Annotated in this window: 15 protein-coding genes; 7 read left to right on the top strand and 8 right to left on the bottom strand. The window is 71.1% G+C overall.

Going from position 1 to position 15,342, the window contains the following annotated elements; all coding sequences use genetic code 11:
* Window positions 1-99 precede the first annotated feature (99 nt).
* From GGQ83_RS09925 to GGQ83_RS09890, 8 genes are all read right to left on the bottom strand, one after another.
* Complete coding sequence (locus GGQ83_RS09925) at window positions 100-465, bottom strand: c-type cytochrome (RefSeq protein WP_184383598.1); 366 nt, start codon at window positions 463-465, stop codon at window positions 100-102.
* Complete coding sequence (locus tag GGQ83_RS09920; protein ID WP_207017810.1) at window positions 462-1,475, bottom strand: Vgb family protein; 1,014 nt, start codon at window positions 1,473-1,475, stop codon at window positions 462-464. Before GGQ83_RS09920 ends, GGQ83_RS09925 begins: the two co-directional genes overlap by 4 nt.
* A gap of 97 nt (window positions 1,476-1,572) precedes the next feature.
* Window positions 1,573-3,258, bottom strand: coding sequence for a putative 2-aminoethylphosphonate ABC transporter permease subunit (locus tag GGQ83_RS09915; protein ID WP_184383597.1), 1,686 nt, complete (start codon window positions 3,256-3,258; stop codon window positions 1,573-1,575).
* Complete coding sequence (locus GGQ83_RS09910; RefSeq protein WP_184383596.1) at window positions 3,251-4,354, bottom strand: putative 2-aminoethylphosphonate ABC transporter ATP-binding protein; 1,104 nt, start codon at window positions 4,352-4,354, stop codon at window positions 3,251-3,253. Before GGQ83_RS09910 ends, GGQ83_RS09915 begins: the two co-directional genes overlap by 8 nt.
* Window positions 4,355-4,364: 10 nt before the next feature.
* A complete protein-coding gene (locus tag GGQ83_RS09905) occupies window positions 4,365-5,381 on the bottom strand; it encodes a putative 2-aminoethylphosphonate ABC transporter substrate-binding protein (protein WP_184383595.1) in 1,017 nt (338 codons plus the stop codon).
* A gap of 91 nt (window positions 5,382-5,472) precedes the next feature.
* Window positions 5,473-6,162 carry a hypothetical protein gene (locus tag GGQ83_RS09900; RefSeq protein WP_184383594.1) on the bottom strand — a complete coding sequence of 230 codons (690 nt, stop codon included), beginning with the start codon at window positions 6,160-6,162 and terminating at the stop codon, window positions 5,473-5,475.
* Complete coding sequence (locus tag GGQ83_RS09895; protein WP_184383593.1) at window positions 6,159-6,605, bottom strand: MgtC/SapB family protein; 447 nt, start codon at window positions 6,603-6,605, stop codon at window positions 6,159-6,161. The genes GGQ83_RS09900 and GGQ83_RS09895 overlap by 4 nt, the downstream gene beginning before the upstream one ends.
* Window positions 6,606-6,653: 48 nt before the next feature.
* Window positions 6,654-7,034 (bottom strand): MarR family winged helix-turn-helix transcriptional regulator, encoded by a 381-nt coding sequence (locus tag GGQ83_RS09890; RefSeq protein WP_207017812.1) that lies wholly within the window; start codon window positions 7,032-7,034, stop codon window positions 6,654-6,656.
* A 211-nt stretch (window positions 7,035-7,245) separates the two neighbouring features.
* Here GGQ83_RS09890 and GGQ83_RS09885 point away from each other — a divergent pair, with 211 nt between their 5' ends.
* From GGQ83_RS09885 to GGQ83_RS09855, 7 genes are read left to right on the top strand one after another with little or no spacing between them, the layout of a single operon-like run.
* Entirely contained in the window at window positions 7,246-8,316 is a 1,071-nt protein-coding gene (locus tag GGQ83_RS09885; RefSeq protein ID WP_184383591.1) for an ABC transporter substrate-binding protein, read from the top strand.
* Entirely contained in the window at window positions 8,316-9,080 is a 765-nt protein-coding gene (locus GGQ83_RS09880; RefSeq protein WP_184383590.1) for an ABC transporter ATP-binding protein, read from the top strand. The genes GGQ83_RS09885 and GGQ83_RS09880 overlap by 1 nt, the downstream gene beginning before the upstream one ends.
* On the top strand, window positions 9,077-9,901 hold the full coding sequence (locus tag GGQ83_RS09875) for an ABC transporter permease (protein WP_184383589.1): 825 nt from the start codon (window positions 9,077-9,079) through the stop codon (window positions 9,899-9,901). The genes GGQ83_RS09880 and GGQ83_RS09875 overlap by 4 nt, the downstream gene beginning before the upstream one ends.
* 15 nt (window positions 9,902-9,916) lie before the next feature.
* Entirely contained in the window at window positions 9,917-11,188 is a 1,272-nt protein-coding gene (locus GGQ83_RS09870) for an amidohydrolase/deacetylase family metallohydrolase (RefSeq protein ID WP_184383588.1), read from the top strand.
* A gap of 2 nt (window positions 11,189-11,190) precedes the next feature.
* Window positions 11,191-13,488, top strand: coding sequence for a xanthine dehydrogenase family protein molybdopterin-binding subunit (locus tag GGQ83_RS09865; RefSeq protein WP_184383587.1), 2,298 nt, complete (start codon window positions 11,191-11,193; stop codon window positions 13,486-13,488).
* Window positions 13,485-14,222 carry an FAD binding domain-containing protein gene (locus GGQ83_RS09860; protein ID WP_184383586.1) on the top strand — a complete coding sequence of 246 codons (738 nt, stop codon included), beginning with the start codon at window positions 13,485-13,487 and terminating at the stop codon, window positions 14,220-14,222. The genes GGQ83_RS09865 and GGQ83_RS09860 overlap by 4 nt, the downstream gene beginning before the upstream one ends.
* Window positions 14,219-15,274: a 2Fe-2S iron-sulfur cluster-binding protein gene (locus GGQ83_RS09855; protein ID WP_184383585.1), complete on the top strand. Its 1,056-nt coding sequence runs from the start codon at window positions 14,219-14,221 to the stop codon at window positions 15,272-15,274. Before GGQ83_RS09860 ends, GGQ83_RS09855 begins: the two co-directional genes overlap by 4 nt.
* Window positions 15,275-15,342 lie beyond the last annotated feature (68 nt).

Here is a 15,342-nt window from a genome sequence, read left to right as displayed (position 1 = left end):
ATCCTCGACAATAAATCGAGCCCACTCAAGCCTTCGCACGGGGCTCGCAGAAGACAGGACGAACGCGGCCGGGACGCATATCGGCAAGGTGATCCGCCCTTACCTCTCGCTCCCGCCCATCAGGTACGCCACGACCGCCGCGACATCCGCCGTACCGCGCAGGCTGGTCCCGCCCATCCAGAGGCCGGGATACGTGGCCTCCGGATCGTCCAGGAAGCGCCGCAGCCGCCCCTCATCCCAGGCCTCGCCCGCGGCCCGTGCCGCCTGCAGGGCCGGGGAGTAGTCGAAGGCCGGATCGCCTCCCACGGCGCGACCGCTCAGCCCCGCGAGGTTCGGCCCCGCCCCCGCCGGCGCGCCGCGCGCCGCGGCGTGGCAGGAGGCGCAATGTGCCTCGAAGAGCGCCGCCCCGCTGGTGGCGAAGGCGGGTGCTGCGACCAGCCAGAGGCTGGCCGCGAGGCGGATCACAGCCCGTACTCGATCCGCACGATCCGGTCGGTGCCGCTCTCGCCGCCCCAGGCCGCGCCTTCCACCCCGTCCATCTGGCGGACATTCGCCCCCGCCCGGTCGGAGGGGAAGGCCAGGAAGCTCTCGGTCTGCGGGTCAAAGCGGACAATGCTGTTCGCCGGGAAGTCCGTCAGCCACACCTTGTCGGCCGTGTCCACATAGACGGAGTAGGCGCGCGGGCGTTCACCGGGCAGGCGCCAGGCGCGCCAGCTGCCGTCGCGCGGGTCGTGCAGGGAGACGTTGCCGCTGTTCCATTCGCTGATCCACAGCCGGCCCTGGCTGTCGGACCAGACGCGGCGCGCGCCCTGGTTGGGGGTGGGTGGCTGGAGGACACGGATGTTGGCGAGGTCGAGATCCCGGATCTCGGCCAGGTGGCTGCCCGCCAGCGACACATACCAGATCCCGCCCTGCGGCGTCAGCGTGATGCCGTAGGCGCCGCGGCCGCCGGGGGCCTCGCGCACCTCCATCCGTTCGCTGGCCGGGTCGAAGCGGCCCACCACGCCATTCTGCCCGGTGAACCAGTAGGTGCCCCGGGCGTCGAACACGCCGGTGTTGAGGTTGGCATTCGCGAAGCGCTCGGGCAGGCGCCAGAGCTGGACGCGATGGTCGCGTGGATCCACGCGCGCGATGGCGTTCTGGCCCCCTTCGGTCACCCAGGCGGCGCCGTCCGGCCCGCGCACCACCCCGTGCGGGCGGGCCCCCGGCCCGAGGTTCACCGGGTGGACCGCGCCGGTCGCCGGGTCCAGCAGGTTCAGCGTGCCGTTGCGCTGGCCACAGAACCAGAAGCGCCCGTCGCCAGCCGCCGTGATGTCGCGGGAACCGACGCGGCCCTGGGGCGAGGACACGTCGAAATAGGTCACGCGAAAGCCCGGCGGCGTGGCCGGGTTGGCCCGCGCCGCGGGGGCGCGAAGCAGAAGGGGTGCGGCCAGCAGCCCGCTGCCGCTCGAGAGGAAGGTTCGACGCTGCATCATGGAGGCCTCCTTGCGTGCTGGCCGTGAGGCTACACCACCCGCGGGCCATGCCATCATGGTTCGACTTCCAACGATGCAATCTCCATCGGCTGAAGATCTAGCGCAGGCGCCAAGCCTGGGTCCAACGCTCCACCCGCCCCGCCATGGCCAGGTGCAGCGCCTTCAGCGCGACATTCACCATCAGGATGGCCACCGCCATGGCGGCGGCGGCGCTGATCTGCCCTGCCTCCTCCATGTGCACCACGGCGACCGAGGCGGGCTTGGTATCCGGCCCGTAGAGGAAGATCACCGCCGAGACCGTCGCCATGGCATTCACGAAGAGATAGACGAAGATTTCCAGGATGGCCGGCAGGCAGATGGGCAAGGTCACGCGCGTGAAGGTGACCCAGAGCGGCACCTTCAGGCTGGCGCTGACCGCCTCGAATTCCGGGTCGAGCTGACGGATCGCCGTCACGGCCGCCAGGTGGCAGACCGTGTAGAAGTGGACCAGTGAGTTCAGCACCAGGATGGCCAGCGTCCCGTAGAGGAAGCCCAGCGGGTTCCAGGGGTCGTTGAAGAACAGGATATAGGCGAGGCCCAGCACCAGCCCCGGCACCGCCAGCGGAATGGCGGTCGCGAAGCCCACCACCCGCGGCAGGGGGCCCGCCACGCGCCCGCGTTCGAACATCCAGGCCACCACGAAGATCAGCGCGGTGCCGATCAGCGCCGCCATCGCGGCCATCCGCACCGAGGTCCAGAGGCTGCCCCAGCCCGCGCTGTCGAAGCGGTTGAAGTCGTAGTTGTCGAGTGTCAGCGACAGGTTCCAGGGCCAGAAGCGGATGAAGCTGCCCCAGGCGGCCAGCCCCACCACCAGCAGCAGCAGCGCCGCGACCAGTGTGCAGAAGCCCAGCAGCGGCAGGTCGCGCGCCGGACGAGGCTTGGGTTCCAGCGGCACGGCGCGGCCCGAGAGGAAGCCGCCCTGCCGCCGCCGCGCCCATTGGTCGAGCAGGAAGGCGCCCACGGCCGGCAGCAGCAGAACCAGGCCCACCACCGCGCCCATGTTGAAGTTCTGCTGGCCGACGACCTGCTTGTAGACCTCGGTCGCCAGCACGGGGAATTGCCCGCCGATCACCTTCGGAATGCCGAAATCCGTCACCACCAGGGTGAAGACGACCACGGCGGCCGAGATCAGCCCGCCGCGCGCGCCCGGCAGCGTCACCGTCAGGAAGATGCGTCCCCGCCCGGCCTTGAGCGCCGCCGCCGCCTCATAGAGCCGCCCATCCGCGCCCGACAGCGCCACGCAGAGGATCAGCGCGGCATGGGGGAAGCAGTAGAAGACCTGCGCCATGATGATGCCGATGGGGCCGTAGAGGCTCTCGCCCATCAGCAGGCCCCGCAGCATGCCCTGGTTGCCGAAGAGGTAGACCAGCGCCAGCGCCGGCAGCAGCGAGGGCGCCAGCACCGGCAGCAGCATCACCGCGCGGAACACGGGCTTGCCCGGCATACGGGAGCGCGTCAGGGCGTAGGCGTAGGTGAAGGCCGCCGGCACCACCAGCAGCGTGGTCAGCGCCGCCGTCCAGAGGCTGTTCCAGGCCGAGACGGCGAGGCTCGGCGTCGCCACATACTCCGCGAAATTGGCGAACCCGACGAAGCCGCCGGAGGCATCCTGGAAGGCCCGCGCGAAGAGCCAGCCCAGCGGAAGGATCAAGCCCAACAGCAGGAAGGTCGCGGCACCGCCCAGGGCCAGCTTCATCAGCCGCTGCTCGTCCGAGACGCGCGGGTGGAAGGCGCCGCCGTCAGGCATCCGGATAGGTCATGATGCGCTCGGCCGGCACCGCCACCCATAGCCGGGCGGTGTGGCCGAGGCCGAGCTTGCCGATGTCGCCCGATGGCAGCTCCGCCTCCAGCGCCACGCCTTCCGCCAGCAGATGGACGCGGCAGACGGGGCCCAGGAACTCCACGCCTGTCACCACGGCCTGGAAGGCGCCCTCATGGCCCAGCGCGTCATCGCCCAGCCGCACATCCTCGGGGCGGATGAAAGCGCGCGCCGCCTCGCCCGGCGAAAGCGAGGCCGCGGCCGTGGCGGCCAGCGAGACGGGCCCCGCGCGCAGCCGTGGCGTCGCGGCATGCGGGTGTTCCACCTCCGCGCGGAAGCTGCCGGTGCGGCCCACGAAGCCGGCCACGAAGGCCGAGGCGGGGCGGCGATAGACTTCCTCGGGCGTGCCGATCTGCTCGATGCGACCCTCGCGCATCACCACGATGCGGTCGGAGACGGAAAGCGCCTCCTCCTGGTCATGCGTCACCATGATGGTGGTGACGCCCAGCGCCTTCTGCAGCGCGCGGATTTCGGTGCGAAGCCGCGCGCGCACGGTGGCATCGAGCGCCGAGAGCGGCTCGTCCAGCAGCAGCAGGCCGGGATGGTTCGCCAGCGCGCGCGCCAGCGCCACGCGCTGTTGCTGCCCGCCGGAAAGCTGGGCCGGGTATTTCCGCGCGTGTTCCTCCAGCCCCACCATGGCGATGAGCTGCTCGACGCGCGCGGCCGCCTTGGCGCGCGGCCAGGCCGGGCCGCGCAGCCCATAGCCGATGTTCGCCCGCATATCGAGGTTGGGAAACAGCGCGTAGGACTGGAAGACGATGCCGAAATCCCGCTCGCCGGGCGGCAGGTGGGTGATGTCGCGGCCCGCTTGCACGATGCGCCCCTCGCTCGGCGGGTCGAGCCCCGCGATGGCGCGCAGCAGCGTGGTCTTGCCGCAGCCCGAGGGACCGAGGAAGGAGACGAACTCCCCCTCGCGGATGTCGAGCGAGACGCGGTCCAGCGCCACGAAGCGGCCGAAGCGCTTCGTGACGTCCTGCACCGTCAGGTAGATGCCGGCTGCGACGGCCCGCGCCGCGAGGTCCAAGGGGCGGGCCTCAGCGCGGGGCTGACTTGCCGTCGAAGCGGCGGGCCCATTCGCGCAGCAGCTCGTCGCGGCGGCCGGCCAGGGCCGCGAAATCCTGGTTGACCAGGCGCTCGGCGAAGTCGGCCGGGTAGTTCTGCACGGTGGTCACGGCCTCGGGGTGCGCGACCAGCGCGTAGAAGCGGCCATAGAGTTCGTTGGCTTCGCGCGAGACGGTCCAGTCCACCAGGCGCCGCGCGGCGTCGAGGTTGCGGGTGCCGCGGACAATGGCGGTGGCCTCCAGGTCGAAGCCCACGCCATCGGTCGGCACGATCACGTCAATGGGCGCGCCCTGGTTCCGTAGCGCCACCGAGCGCATGTCGAAGCTGAGCCCCACCGCGTATTCGCCGCGCGCGGCGTTGTTGCAGGGCGCGCTGCCGGAGTGGGTATAGACCTGGATGTTGTCGTGCAGCCGCGTCATGAAGTTCCAGGCAGGCGCCTCGCCCTGGCTGCTGATCCAGCCCGCCATGGTCAGGAAGCCCGTGCCGGAGGAGGCGGGGTTGGGCATCGCCACCTGGTTGCGGAAGGCGGGCTGCAACAGGTCGGCCCAGCTGGTGGGCCGCGGCAGGCCGCGCTGCGCCGCCACCACGCGGTTGAAGCAGATGGCCGAGACGAAGGCGTCCATGCCCGTCCAGGTCATGGGCTCGCGCCCGCTGCGGAAATTCGGGCGAAGGGCAGCGGCGCCGGCGGGCGTGTAGGGCTCCAGCATGTCCTGGCCTTCCAGCGCCAGCAGGCTGAACACCGAAAGCCCCCAGATCACGTCGGCGCGGGGGTTGGCGCGCTCCGCGATCAGGCGGGCGGTGATGATGCCCGTGCTGTCGCGCACCCAGGCGATCTCGATGCCCGGCACCGCGCGTTCTGCCGCTGCCTTGAAGGGGGCGAGCTGCTCGTTCTCCAGCGCGGTGTAGACCGTCAGCCGCGTGCGGTTCTGCGCCTCGGCGGCGGTGCCGAGGGCGAGGAAGGCGAGGCTCGTGAGAAGCAGGCGGCGCATGGGCGGTCCCTTCGCGGATGGCGATGGGAGGTTGCATTCCCAGGTGCCCAAGGGAATGTGCGTGGCGTGACATCTCCGTGAAATCCGCCGGCTACTCCAGGGCCAGCAGCAGCGCACCATAGAGGCCCGCCCCCAGGGCGAAGCCGCCGAAATGGCTGCCGGCCTCATCGGGCAGCTCCTCCTTCAGCACGTTCAGCACGATGTCGCCCGCCACCAGGGCGAAGAGCGCATCCACCAGCATCGGCGGCGCCGTGAAGGCGGCGCCCAGCGCGCCGCCCAGCAGCACAGCGCCGGCCAGCACATGGCGGGCGCGGGTCGCCTGCGCCGCGCGATGACCGATGCGCAGGCTGCTGTCGCTCGCCAGGAAATGCAGCGCCATGGCCCCGGCATAGAGCAGCAGGGGCAGGGTGCCCTCCGCCTCGCGCTGCATCATCAGGTAGCCGATGGTGAGGCTGTAGGTGGCGAAGGCCGCCACATGCAGGCGGAACACGCCCGTGTCGGCCCGCCCCTCGTCATGGCGGCGCAGCGCGTGTTCCAGCCCGTAGAAGGTCACGAGGCCCGCCAGAGCCAGCGCGAAGAACACCACCTCCGAGTCCAGGCCTTGCGCCGCATGCGCCCCTGCCAGCTGGGGCAGCAGATGCAGGAAGATGTAGGCGACCGAGGCCCCCGCCGCGGCCGAGCGCCAGGGGTTGCGCAGTGGCCAGCGCCCGCGCGCATGCACCGCCGCCAGCGCCAGCACGAGCAGGGGGGCGAGCCAGGCGGGCGCGTCCGGCGTGCTCACGCCCTATCTTCCGGCGCGTGGGGCTTCAGCGGCGTCAGCAGATACAGCGTGCCCGCGGTGAAGGCCGCGATGGCCACCGCGATGTGATAGGCGCCCAGCGCCACCGCCGCCCCGATGGCGCCCGTGGCCCAGATGGCGGCGGCCGTCGCCGTGCCATGCACCTGCTCGCCGCTCTTCATGATGGCGCCCGCGCCGATGAAGCCGATGCCGGTGGCGACACCCGTCAGCACGCGCGCGGTCGCCTCGGTGTCCTGCTCGCTGATGCCCTCGACCGAAAGCATGAAGCCGCAGCTCGCCACCGCCACCAGGGGGAAGGTGCGCAAGCCGGCGCTACGCGTCGCGCGCGCGCGGTTCCAGCCGATGATGAGGGCCAGCACATAGGCCACCACCAGGTCACGCATGTGCGGCCAGGAGGAGGCGAGGAAGCTCGTGACGGAATCCATGGGCGTTCCTTCCGGGGCAGAACATCCGGCAGGCGCGGGCGTTGCCCGTCAGTCGGAGACCCCGTGCAACGCGGCGCGCATCAGCGCCATCAGATGCGCGCCGTCTTCGGGCGGGAGGGCGGCGAGGGTCTGGCGGTGCGCCTCGCGCGCCAAGGGCTCGACACGCGCCAGCAGGGTGCGCCCCGCCTCGGTCATGCGGCAGCGCATGGCGCGGCCATCGGCGTCGTCGCGCCCGCGCGCGATCCAGCCATGCGCCTCCATGCGCGCCAGGGTGGCGGCGGCCGTGCTGCGGTCCAGCGCCACATCGGTGGCCAGCGTGGTCTGGTCGGCGCTCCCCCGCGCGGCGAGCGCGCTGAGCAGGCTGAACTGCACCGGCGTGATGAGGCCCCGCACCTGCGCGGCGAAGAGCGACAGGTGAAGCTGGTGCAACCGGCGGATGAGCAGGCCGGGGCGTTCCGCAAGCGGCCAGGCGGGGAGGGGGGCTTCTGCCTCACTTCCGGGCGGTGTGGTGATGGAACTGCCCTGATGCTGGGCGGAAGCCTGTGGTTTCATCGCATGGAGGTCCGGATGGCGGTTGCGCGGGGCCGGAGGTGAAGGGCACAGATGCTCCGTACACGCAATATCGCGCTGGAGCCTGCCCATGCCCTTGCTGTCCCGCCGCACCGCGCTTGTCGCCGGCACCGCCATCCTCGCCACGCCGCAGATTGCGCGCGCCCAGGCCGCGATCCGGCTGACGCTGCCCTGGCTGGCGCAGGGCTCCACCGCCTATGCCTTCATCGCGCGCGAGATGGGCGCCTTCCGCAGCCGCGGCTTGAACGTGGACGTGACGCGCGGCTTCGGCTCCGTCGCCGCCGCCCAGGCGCTGGCGCAGGGGCAGTTCGACTACGCGATCGTGGGCGCCGGCCCCATGGTGCTGGCCGCCGCGCGGCAGCTGCCCATCACGGGCATGGCGACGGTCAACTACGACATGACCATGGGCATCGCGGTCCGCGCCGACAGCCCCATCCGCACCGCGAAGGATCTGGAGGGCAAGCGCCTCGGCGCCGTGCCGACCAGCGCGGAATTCCCCTTCTGGCCGGCCTTCGCGCGGCGCGCGAACATTGACCTCTCCACCGTCACCATCCAGCAGATGGACAACCGCGTGCTGGAGCGGTCGCTGATCGACCGCCAGGTGGACGCGATCACGGCCATCGGCTCCTCCACCATTCCGGTGATGCAGGCGCAGAACGCCCAGCACCGGTTCATCCCCTATTCCTCGGCCGGGCTGAACTTCTACGCCAACGTGATCTGCACGCGGCCGGAGACGCTGCGGAACAATGCCGCCCAGGCCGAGGCCATCACCGACGCGCTGCTGGAAGCCGCCGCGCTGCAGCTGCGCGAGCCCGACCGCGCGCTGGACATGTTCGTGCGCCAGGTGCCCGAGATCGGCATCACCTCGGGCGGGCGGCAGAACGCGGCGCTCTCGCAGGGTCTGATGCAGTGGACCATGCTGGCGCCCGAGGCCATCGACAACGGCCTGGGCTACACCGACATGGCCAAGTGGAACGCCATGACCGACCTGGTGATGGAATTCGGCGCGCCGGCCGATGCCCGCCGCCCGGACACCGACGCCATCATCTCCAACCGCTTCGCCGGCCGCATCAAGCTGACGCCGGCGGAATGGGAAGCGCAGCGCACGCGCCTCGCCCCCTTCGGCGCGATGCTCGGCTGATGATCAGCCTGCGTGGAGTCCGCAAGACCTATGCCTCGCCGGCCGGGCCGATCGAGGCGGTGGCCGGCGTCTCGGTGGACATCGCCGAGGGGGAGTTCGTCTCCATCCTCGGCCCCTCGGGCTGCGGGAAATCCACGCTGCTGATGATGCTGGCGGGGCTGGAGAACATCACCGCCGGCAGCATCACCATCGCGGGGCAGCCCATGGTGGGACCGCGGCGCGATGCGGGGCTGGTGTTCCAGGACGCGACGCTGCTGCCCTGGCTTTCGGCGCTGGACAACGTGCTGTTCCCCATCAAGATGATGCGCCTGCCGCGCGAGAAATACGTGGCCCGCGCGGAGGAACTGCTGCATTCCGTGGGCCTCGGCGACTTCATGGAGAAGCGCCCGCGCGAGTTGTCGGGCGGCATGCGCCAGCGCGTGGCATTGTGCCGTTCGCTGGTCCACACCCCCTCTATCATGCTGATGGACGAGCCCTTCAGCGCGCTGGACGCCATCACGCGCGACGAGATGGCGCTGGTGCTGCTCGATCTCTGGGCGCGGCACCGCAAGACCGGCATCTTCATCACCCACTCCATCCGCGAGGCGGTGCTGCTCTCCGACCGTGTGCTGGTCATGACCAAGCGCCCCGCCGTGGTGGTGGCCGATGTGAAGATCCCCTTCGCCCGCCCGCGCGATGAGAGCGTGCAGGACAGCCCTGAATTCACCGCCATCGTGGCGCGCCTGCGCGGCATGATCGAGCACAGCATCAAGGTGGCGGCATGAGTGCCACGCAATTGGGCGATGTGACGCCGGTGGCCGTGGCGCCGCCAAACCTGGAGCGGCGCGACCTGTCGCGCCACCCCGCGCTGCAACTCGGCCTGCCCGTCCTGTTCGCGGCGGCGGTGCTGCTGCTGTGGGAGTTCCTCTGCCGCGCCTATGCGGTGCCGGAGGTGATCCTGCCCACGCCTTCGGCCATCTACGCGCGCATCATCTCCGCCTGGCCCTTCCTGGTGCAGCATGCCGTGCCCACAGGCACCGAGGCCGCCATCGGCTTCCTGCTGGCGACGGTGCTGGGCATCGCGCTGGCCGTGCTGCTGTCCTATTCCCGCTGGGCCTATGCGGCGCTCTATCCCAACGTGATCTTCTTCCAGCTGATTCCCAAGATTGCGCTCGCGCCACTGTTCATCGTGTGGCTGGGCATCGGCTCACCGTCCCGTTTGGCCTTTTCCATGTTCATCGCCTTCTTCCCGGTGGTGATCGCGACGCTGACGGGGCTGAACGCCACGCCGCCCGACATGCTGCGCCTGTGCAAGGCGCTGACGGCGCGCTCCTGGCAGGTGTTCCTGTCGGTGCGCTTTCCCTATGCGCTGCCGCACATCTTCTCGGGGCTGAAGATCGCCGTCACCTTCGCCATCATCGGCGTGATCGTGGGTGAGTTCATCACGGCGCAGGCGGGGCTAGGCTACCTGATCCTCTTCGCCTCCAGCCAGGCCGAGACGTCGCTCATCATGGCCTCCATCGCCATGCTCTGCGTGGTGGGGCTGGTTCTCTATGGCGCGGTGGCTGGGCTGGAACGCCTCATCCTCCGCAAATACGGACACTGACCGAGGGAAACGACCATGCAATATGACATCCTGCTGAAGGGCGGACGTGTGGTCTGCCCGGCGAGCCAACTCGACGGTATCATGGACGTGGCGATCAAGGATGGCCGCATCGCCGCCATCCAGCCCGACATCCTGGCGAGCTCCGCGCGCGAGGTGGTGTCGGTGAAGGACAAGATCGTCCTGCCCGGCATGGTGGACACGCATGCGCACATCTACACCTATGTCTCCGGCCGCTTCGGCCTGCCGGCGGACATGGCCGGCGTGCACAGCGGCGTGACGGCGCTGGTGGACCAGGGCGGGGCGTCGTGCATGACGCTGCCGGGCTTCAACGAGTTCATCGCCAAGCCCGCGCATTCGCGCGTCTTCAGCTTCATCAGCGCCTATGTCGTGGGCGGGCTGGAGGGCCATTACTACCCAACCCTGTACGGTCCCGAGCATGTGGATGTGGACGCCACCGTGAAGGCCGCCCGCGCCAATCCCGGCCTGGTGCGCGGCGTGAAGGCCCATGCCGAGATCGGCAACATGGCGCGCTACGGGCTTGAGGTGCTGAAGAAGGCCGCGCAGATCGGGCGCGAGGCGGACCTGCCCGTCTACTGCCATTTCGGCCAGCTCTGGCCCACGCCCGAGACGGGCAACAACGGTGTGGACGCGGATGAGATCCTGCCGCTGGTGGTTCCCCTCCTGCGCCCGGGCGATATCCTGGCGCACCCCTTCACCCGCCACCCCGGCGGCTTCGTGGACCGGCGCACCGGCAAGGTGCATGCCATGGTGCAGGCCGCCCTCGATGCCGGGCTGAAGGTGGATGTGGGCCATGGCAGCCATTTCAGCTTCAAGATGGCGCGCATCAGCCTCGACGCCGGCATCATGCCCGACACGCTGGGCGCCGACATGCACGGCTACAACACGCGCATCCCGGCCCCGCCCGGCACGCCCGCCAACCACTCGGACCCGGAGGAAGACCATCCCTTCACCGGCAAGGCCCGCTTCTCGCTGACGCTGGCGATGAGCGAGATGATCGCGCTGGGCGTGCCCTTCGAGCAGGTGGTGCCCATGGTGACCACCGGTCCCGCCGCCATGCTGAAGCTGGACGATGGCATCGGCACGCTGCGCATCGGTGCGATGGCGGATGTCTCGGTGCTGGACGACCTGCGCGGCCGCTTCAAGATGGCCGACAACGAGGGCACCGAGGTCGTTGCCGACCGCCTGCTGCAACCCGCCTTCTGCCTTAAGGGTGGCGTGCGCTTCGACGCTACCGCGCCCATCCTGCCCGCCGCCATCGCGGCGTGACCATGTCGGCGCAGGGTGTGGGCGCCGCGCTGCCGAGGCGCGAGGATGACCGCTTCCTGCGCGGCCGCGGCCGCTATGTGGCGGACATCGCGATGGCCGGCATGCGCGAGGTGGCCTTCCTCCGCAGCCCGGTGGCGCATGGGGTGGTGCGGGGGCTGCGGGCGCCGCAGGGGGCAATGGTGTTCACCATGGCGGACCTGGATGGCGTGCAACCTATCCGCGCGCCCTCCGCCCTGCCGGGCTTCCGCCGCACCGACCAGTGGCCGCTTGCCACGGACCGCGTGCGCCAGGTGGGCGAGCCCATCGCCATGGTGGTCGCCGCCACCCGCGCCGAGGCCGAGGACATCCTCGACGCCATCGCGCTGGACATCGAGGAACTGCCGCCCGCCACCGACATGCTGGCGCATCGCGCCGGCCCGCCCATCCATGAGGGCTGGCCGGACAATGTCGTGCTGCATTCGCTGGTGGAGGATGACCTTTCCGCGGTGCAGGCCCCCATCGTGGTCCGCCGCCGCCTGCGCACCGCGCGCCAGCACATGGCCCCGCTGGAAGGTCGCGGCGTGGTCGCCCGCTGGGACACGCGGCTGTCGCAGCTGGAAATGCACACCTCCTCCCAGATGGTGCATGTGACCAAGACGGGGCTGGCGGAATGCCTCGGCCTGCAGGAATCGCAGGTGCGGATCATCAGCCCCGATGTGGGCGGCGGCTTCGGCTACAAGGGAATTCTTCTCCAGGAGGAGGTCGCCATCGGCTGGCTCGCCCGGCGCCTGGGTGGCACGCCGCTGCGCTGGATCGAGGATCGGCGCGAGGGGCTCGCTGGCCAGGCCAATTGCCGCGAGCACCACTACGACATCACCGTCCATGCCGACCATGACGGCACCATCCTGGCCCTGGACTGCGAGGCGCATGTGGATGTGGGCGCCTACAGCGCCTACCCCTTCAGCGCCTGCCTGGAGGGGGCGCAGATCGGCTCCATCCTGCCCGGCCCCTATGTGGTGCCGCGCTATCGCTGCCGCACCTGGAGTGTCGCCACCAACAAGCCGCCCATCCTGCCCTATCGCGGCGTGGCGCGGACGGGCGTGTGCTACGCGCTGGAGACCACGCTGGACGCGGTGGCGCGGGCAGGGGGGCTGGACCCCATCGCGGTACGGCTGCGCAACCTGCCGGGCCCCGCGGACATGCCCTACACCAACATCACGAAGAAAATCTTCGACAGCGGCGACTATCCCGAGGCGCTGCGCCGCGCGGCCGACGCCATGGACCGCGACGGCTTCGCGCAACGCCAGCGCGCCGCGCGCGACAAGGGGCGCCTGCTCGGCCAGGGCTTCGCCATCTTCTGCGAGCAGGGGGCGCATGGCACCAGCGTCTATCACGGCTGGGGCATTCCCTTCGTGCCGGGCGCGGAGCCGTGCCAGGCGCGCCTCACCCCTGATGGCGGGCTGGAACTGCGCGTGGGCGTCCACAGCCACGGGCAGGGCATGGAGACGACGCTGGCCCAGGTCGCGCATGAAATCCTGGGCGTGCCGGTGGAGCGGGTGCAGCTCATCCATGGCGACACGGCGTTGACCCCCTACAGCACCGGCACCTGGGGCAGCCGCTGCGCCGTGATGGCGGGTGGTGCCGTGGCCGAGGCCTGCACGGAGCTGCGCGAGCGCCTGCTGCCCATCGGCCAACACCTGTTGCAGGCGCCGGACGCGGTGTTCGAGGCAGGCGCCGTGCGCGCGGGCAATGCGAGCGTGAGCGTGGCCGAAATGGCCCGCACCTTCCACCGCGCGCCCCAGAACCTGACCGAGGCCATGCAGGCGCGCGGCCTGGAATGCACCGCGGGCCACAAGACGGCGCGCGATACCGGCACCTTCAGCTACGCGGCGCACGCCGTGGAGGTGGAGGTGGACCCCGCCACCGGCCATGTGGACCTGCTGCGCTATGTCATCGTGGAGGATGGCGGCGTGCTGCTGAACCCGCTGGTGGCCGACGGCCAGGTGCTGGGCGGCACGGCGCAGGGCATCGGCACCGCGCTGTTCGAGGAGATGCCCTATGATGCGGCGGGACAGCCGCTGGCCTCCACCTTCGCGGACTACATGCTGCCAGGGGCGTCGGACGTGCCGGACATCGAGATCCTGCACATGGAGACGCCCTCGCCCATCAGCCGCTTCGGCCAGAAGGGCATCGGCGAGAGCGGCGCCATCGGCCCGCCGGCCGCCATCGTGAACGCCATCAACGACGCCATCGCGCATCTGGGGCGCGAGGTGACGGATATTCCGGCGACGCCTGAGCGTGTGCTGGCGGCTCTGTCGTGAAGCCAGTCGCCTTCGAACACGCCACGGCCGCCACGCTGGACGAGGCGCGCACGCTGCTGGCCGCCGGCGCCAAGCCCCTGGCCGGCGGGCAATCCCTCGGCCCCATGCTGAACCTGCGCCTCGTGCGGCCCGAGCGCGTTGTGGACATCAAGCGCCTGCCCGGACTGCGCGGCTTCACCGAAAGCGCCACGCACCTGACCTTGGGGGCCGCCACCACCCATGCCGAGATCGAGGATGGCCGCGTCCCCGACGTGACCAACGGCCTCATGCGCCACGTCGCCCAGGGCATCGCCTACCGCGCCGTCCGCAACCGCGGCACGCTGGGTGGCAGCCTCGCCCACGCCGACCCCGCCGCCGACTGGCCGAGCGTGATGGCGGCGCTGGGCGCCACCCTCCTGACCAGCGACGGTCGGCGCATTCCGGCCGATGGCTTCCTGCGCGCCCCCTTCACCACGGCGCTCGATGCCGGCGAGATCGTCACCGCCGTCGAAATCCCGCGCCTGCCGCCCGGCGCGCGCTGGGGTTACTGCAAGATCAACCGCAAGATCGGTGAATTCGCCAAGGCCATCGGCATCGCCACGCCCGGGCGCCTGCTGGCCGGCGCGGTGGAAGGCCCGCCCACCCTGCTGGACCGCGTGGAGGACATCCCCGCGCGTCTCCCCTGGCTCGACCCGGCCGCCCAGCGCCTGGCCGCCATCGCCGTCACCCGCGCCCAGGCCATGAGGGACGCATGATCACGCTCACCGTGAATGGCGAGGCGCGCGACATCGCCGCCCCCGCCCGCACCCACCTGGCCGACGCGCTGCGCGAGCATTGCGGCCTGACCGGCACGCATCTGGGCTGCGAGCAGGGCGTCTGCGGTGCCTGCACGGTGCTGGTGGAAGGCCAGCCCATGCGGTCCTGCCTGCTCTACGCGCATGAGGCGGCGGGCATGGAGGTCACCACGATCGAGGGGCTGGACGACGACCCCGTGGCCGCCGCCCTGCGCGACGCCTTCAACCGCCACCATGCCCTGCAATGCGGCTATTGCACGCCGGGCATGATGGTGACGGCGCGCGACATCGTGACGCGCCTGGGCGCCGTGGACGAGGACCGCATCCGGGCGGAGCTGGCGGGCAATCTCTGCCGCTGCACCGGTTATCGCGGCATCGTGCGCGCCATCGCGGAGGTCGCGGCCACGCGGCCCGCTTTGCCGGCGCCGCCGCCGCGCCCGGTCGCGGTGCCGACCGCCGCACCCCCGCCCGCCGTCGCCGCGCCCACGGCCGCGCTCACCAACCGGCTGGAGCATGCCGAGACGTTGGCGCTCGCCCCCGACGCCGCCTGGGCCATCCTCTCCGACCCCGCGCGGGCCGTGTCCTGCCTGCCCGGCGCGCGGCTGCTGCACCGGGAGGGCGAGGCCATCGCGGGCGAAATCCGCGTGGCGTTGGGCCCGCTGGCCGCGCGCTTCGCGGGCGAGGGCACGCTGCGCCTGGATGCCGCCACGCGCACGGGCGTGCTGCGCGGCCGGGGGGCGGAGGGCGCCAATGCCGCCGAGGGCGAGGTCACCTGGCAGGTGGAACCGGCCGGCGCGGGCAGCCTGCTGCGCCTCGACATCGGCTGGCGGCTGACCGGCCCGCTCGCGCAGTTCTCGCGCCCCGCCCTGGTGCGGGGGCTGGTGGCGGGTCTGGCCGCGGATTTCGCCCGCAACCTGGAAGGCGCCGCCCGTGGCGAGGCACCGCCGCCCGCGCCCGGCCTCTGGGCCCTGCTGCGCCGCCTGGTGCGGGGCTGGTTCGGCCGGCGCGCATGAAGCGGGCCTCGCGCCGGGGTTGCAGCTATGGTAAGCGGTGCTTTCCTATCCCGGAATCGGAGAGCGCC

The sequence above is a fragment of the Roseococcus suduntuyensis genome, from assembly GCF_014196305.1.
Lineage (GTDB): Bacteria > Pseudomonadota > Alphaproteobacteria > Acetobacterales > Acetobacteraceae > Roseococcus > Roseococcus suduntuyensis.
Note: the sequence above shows the minus strand (reverse complement) of the source record. Positions and strands in the feature narration are given on the sequence as shown.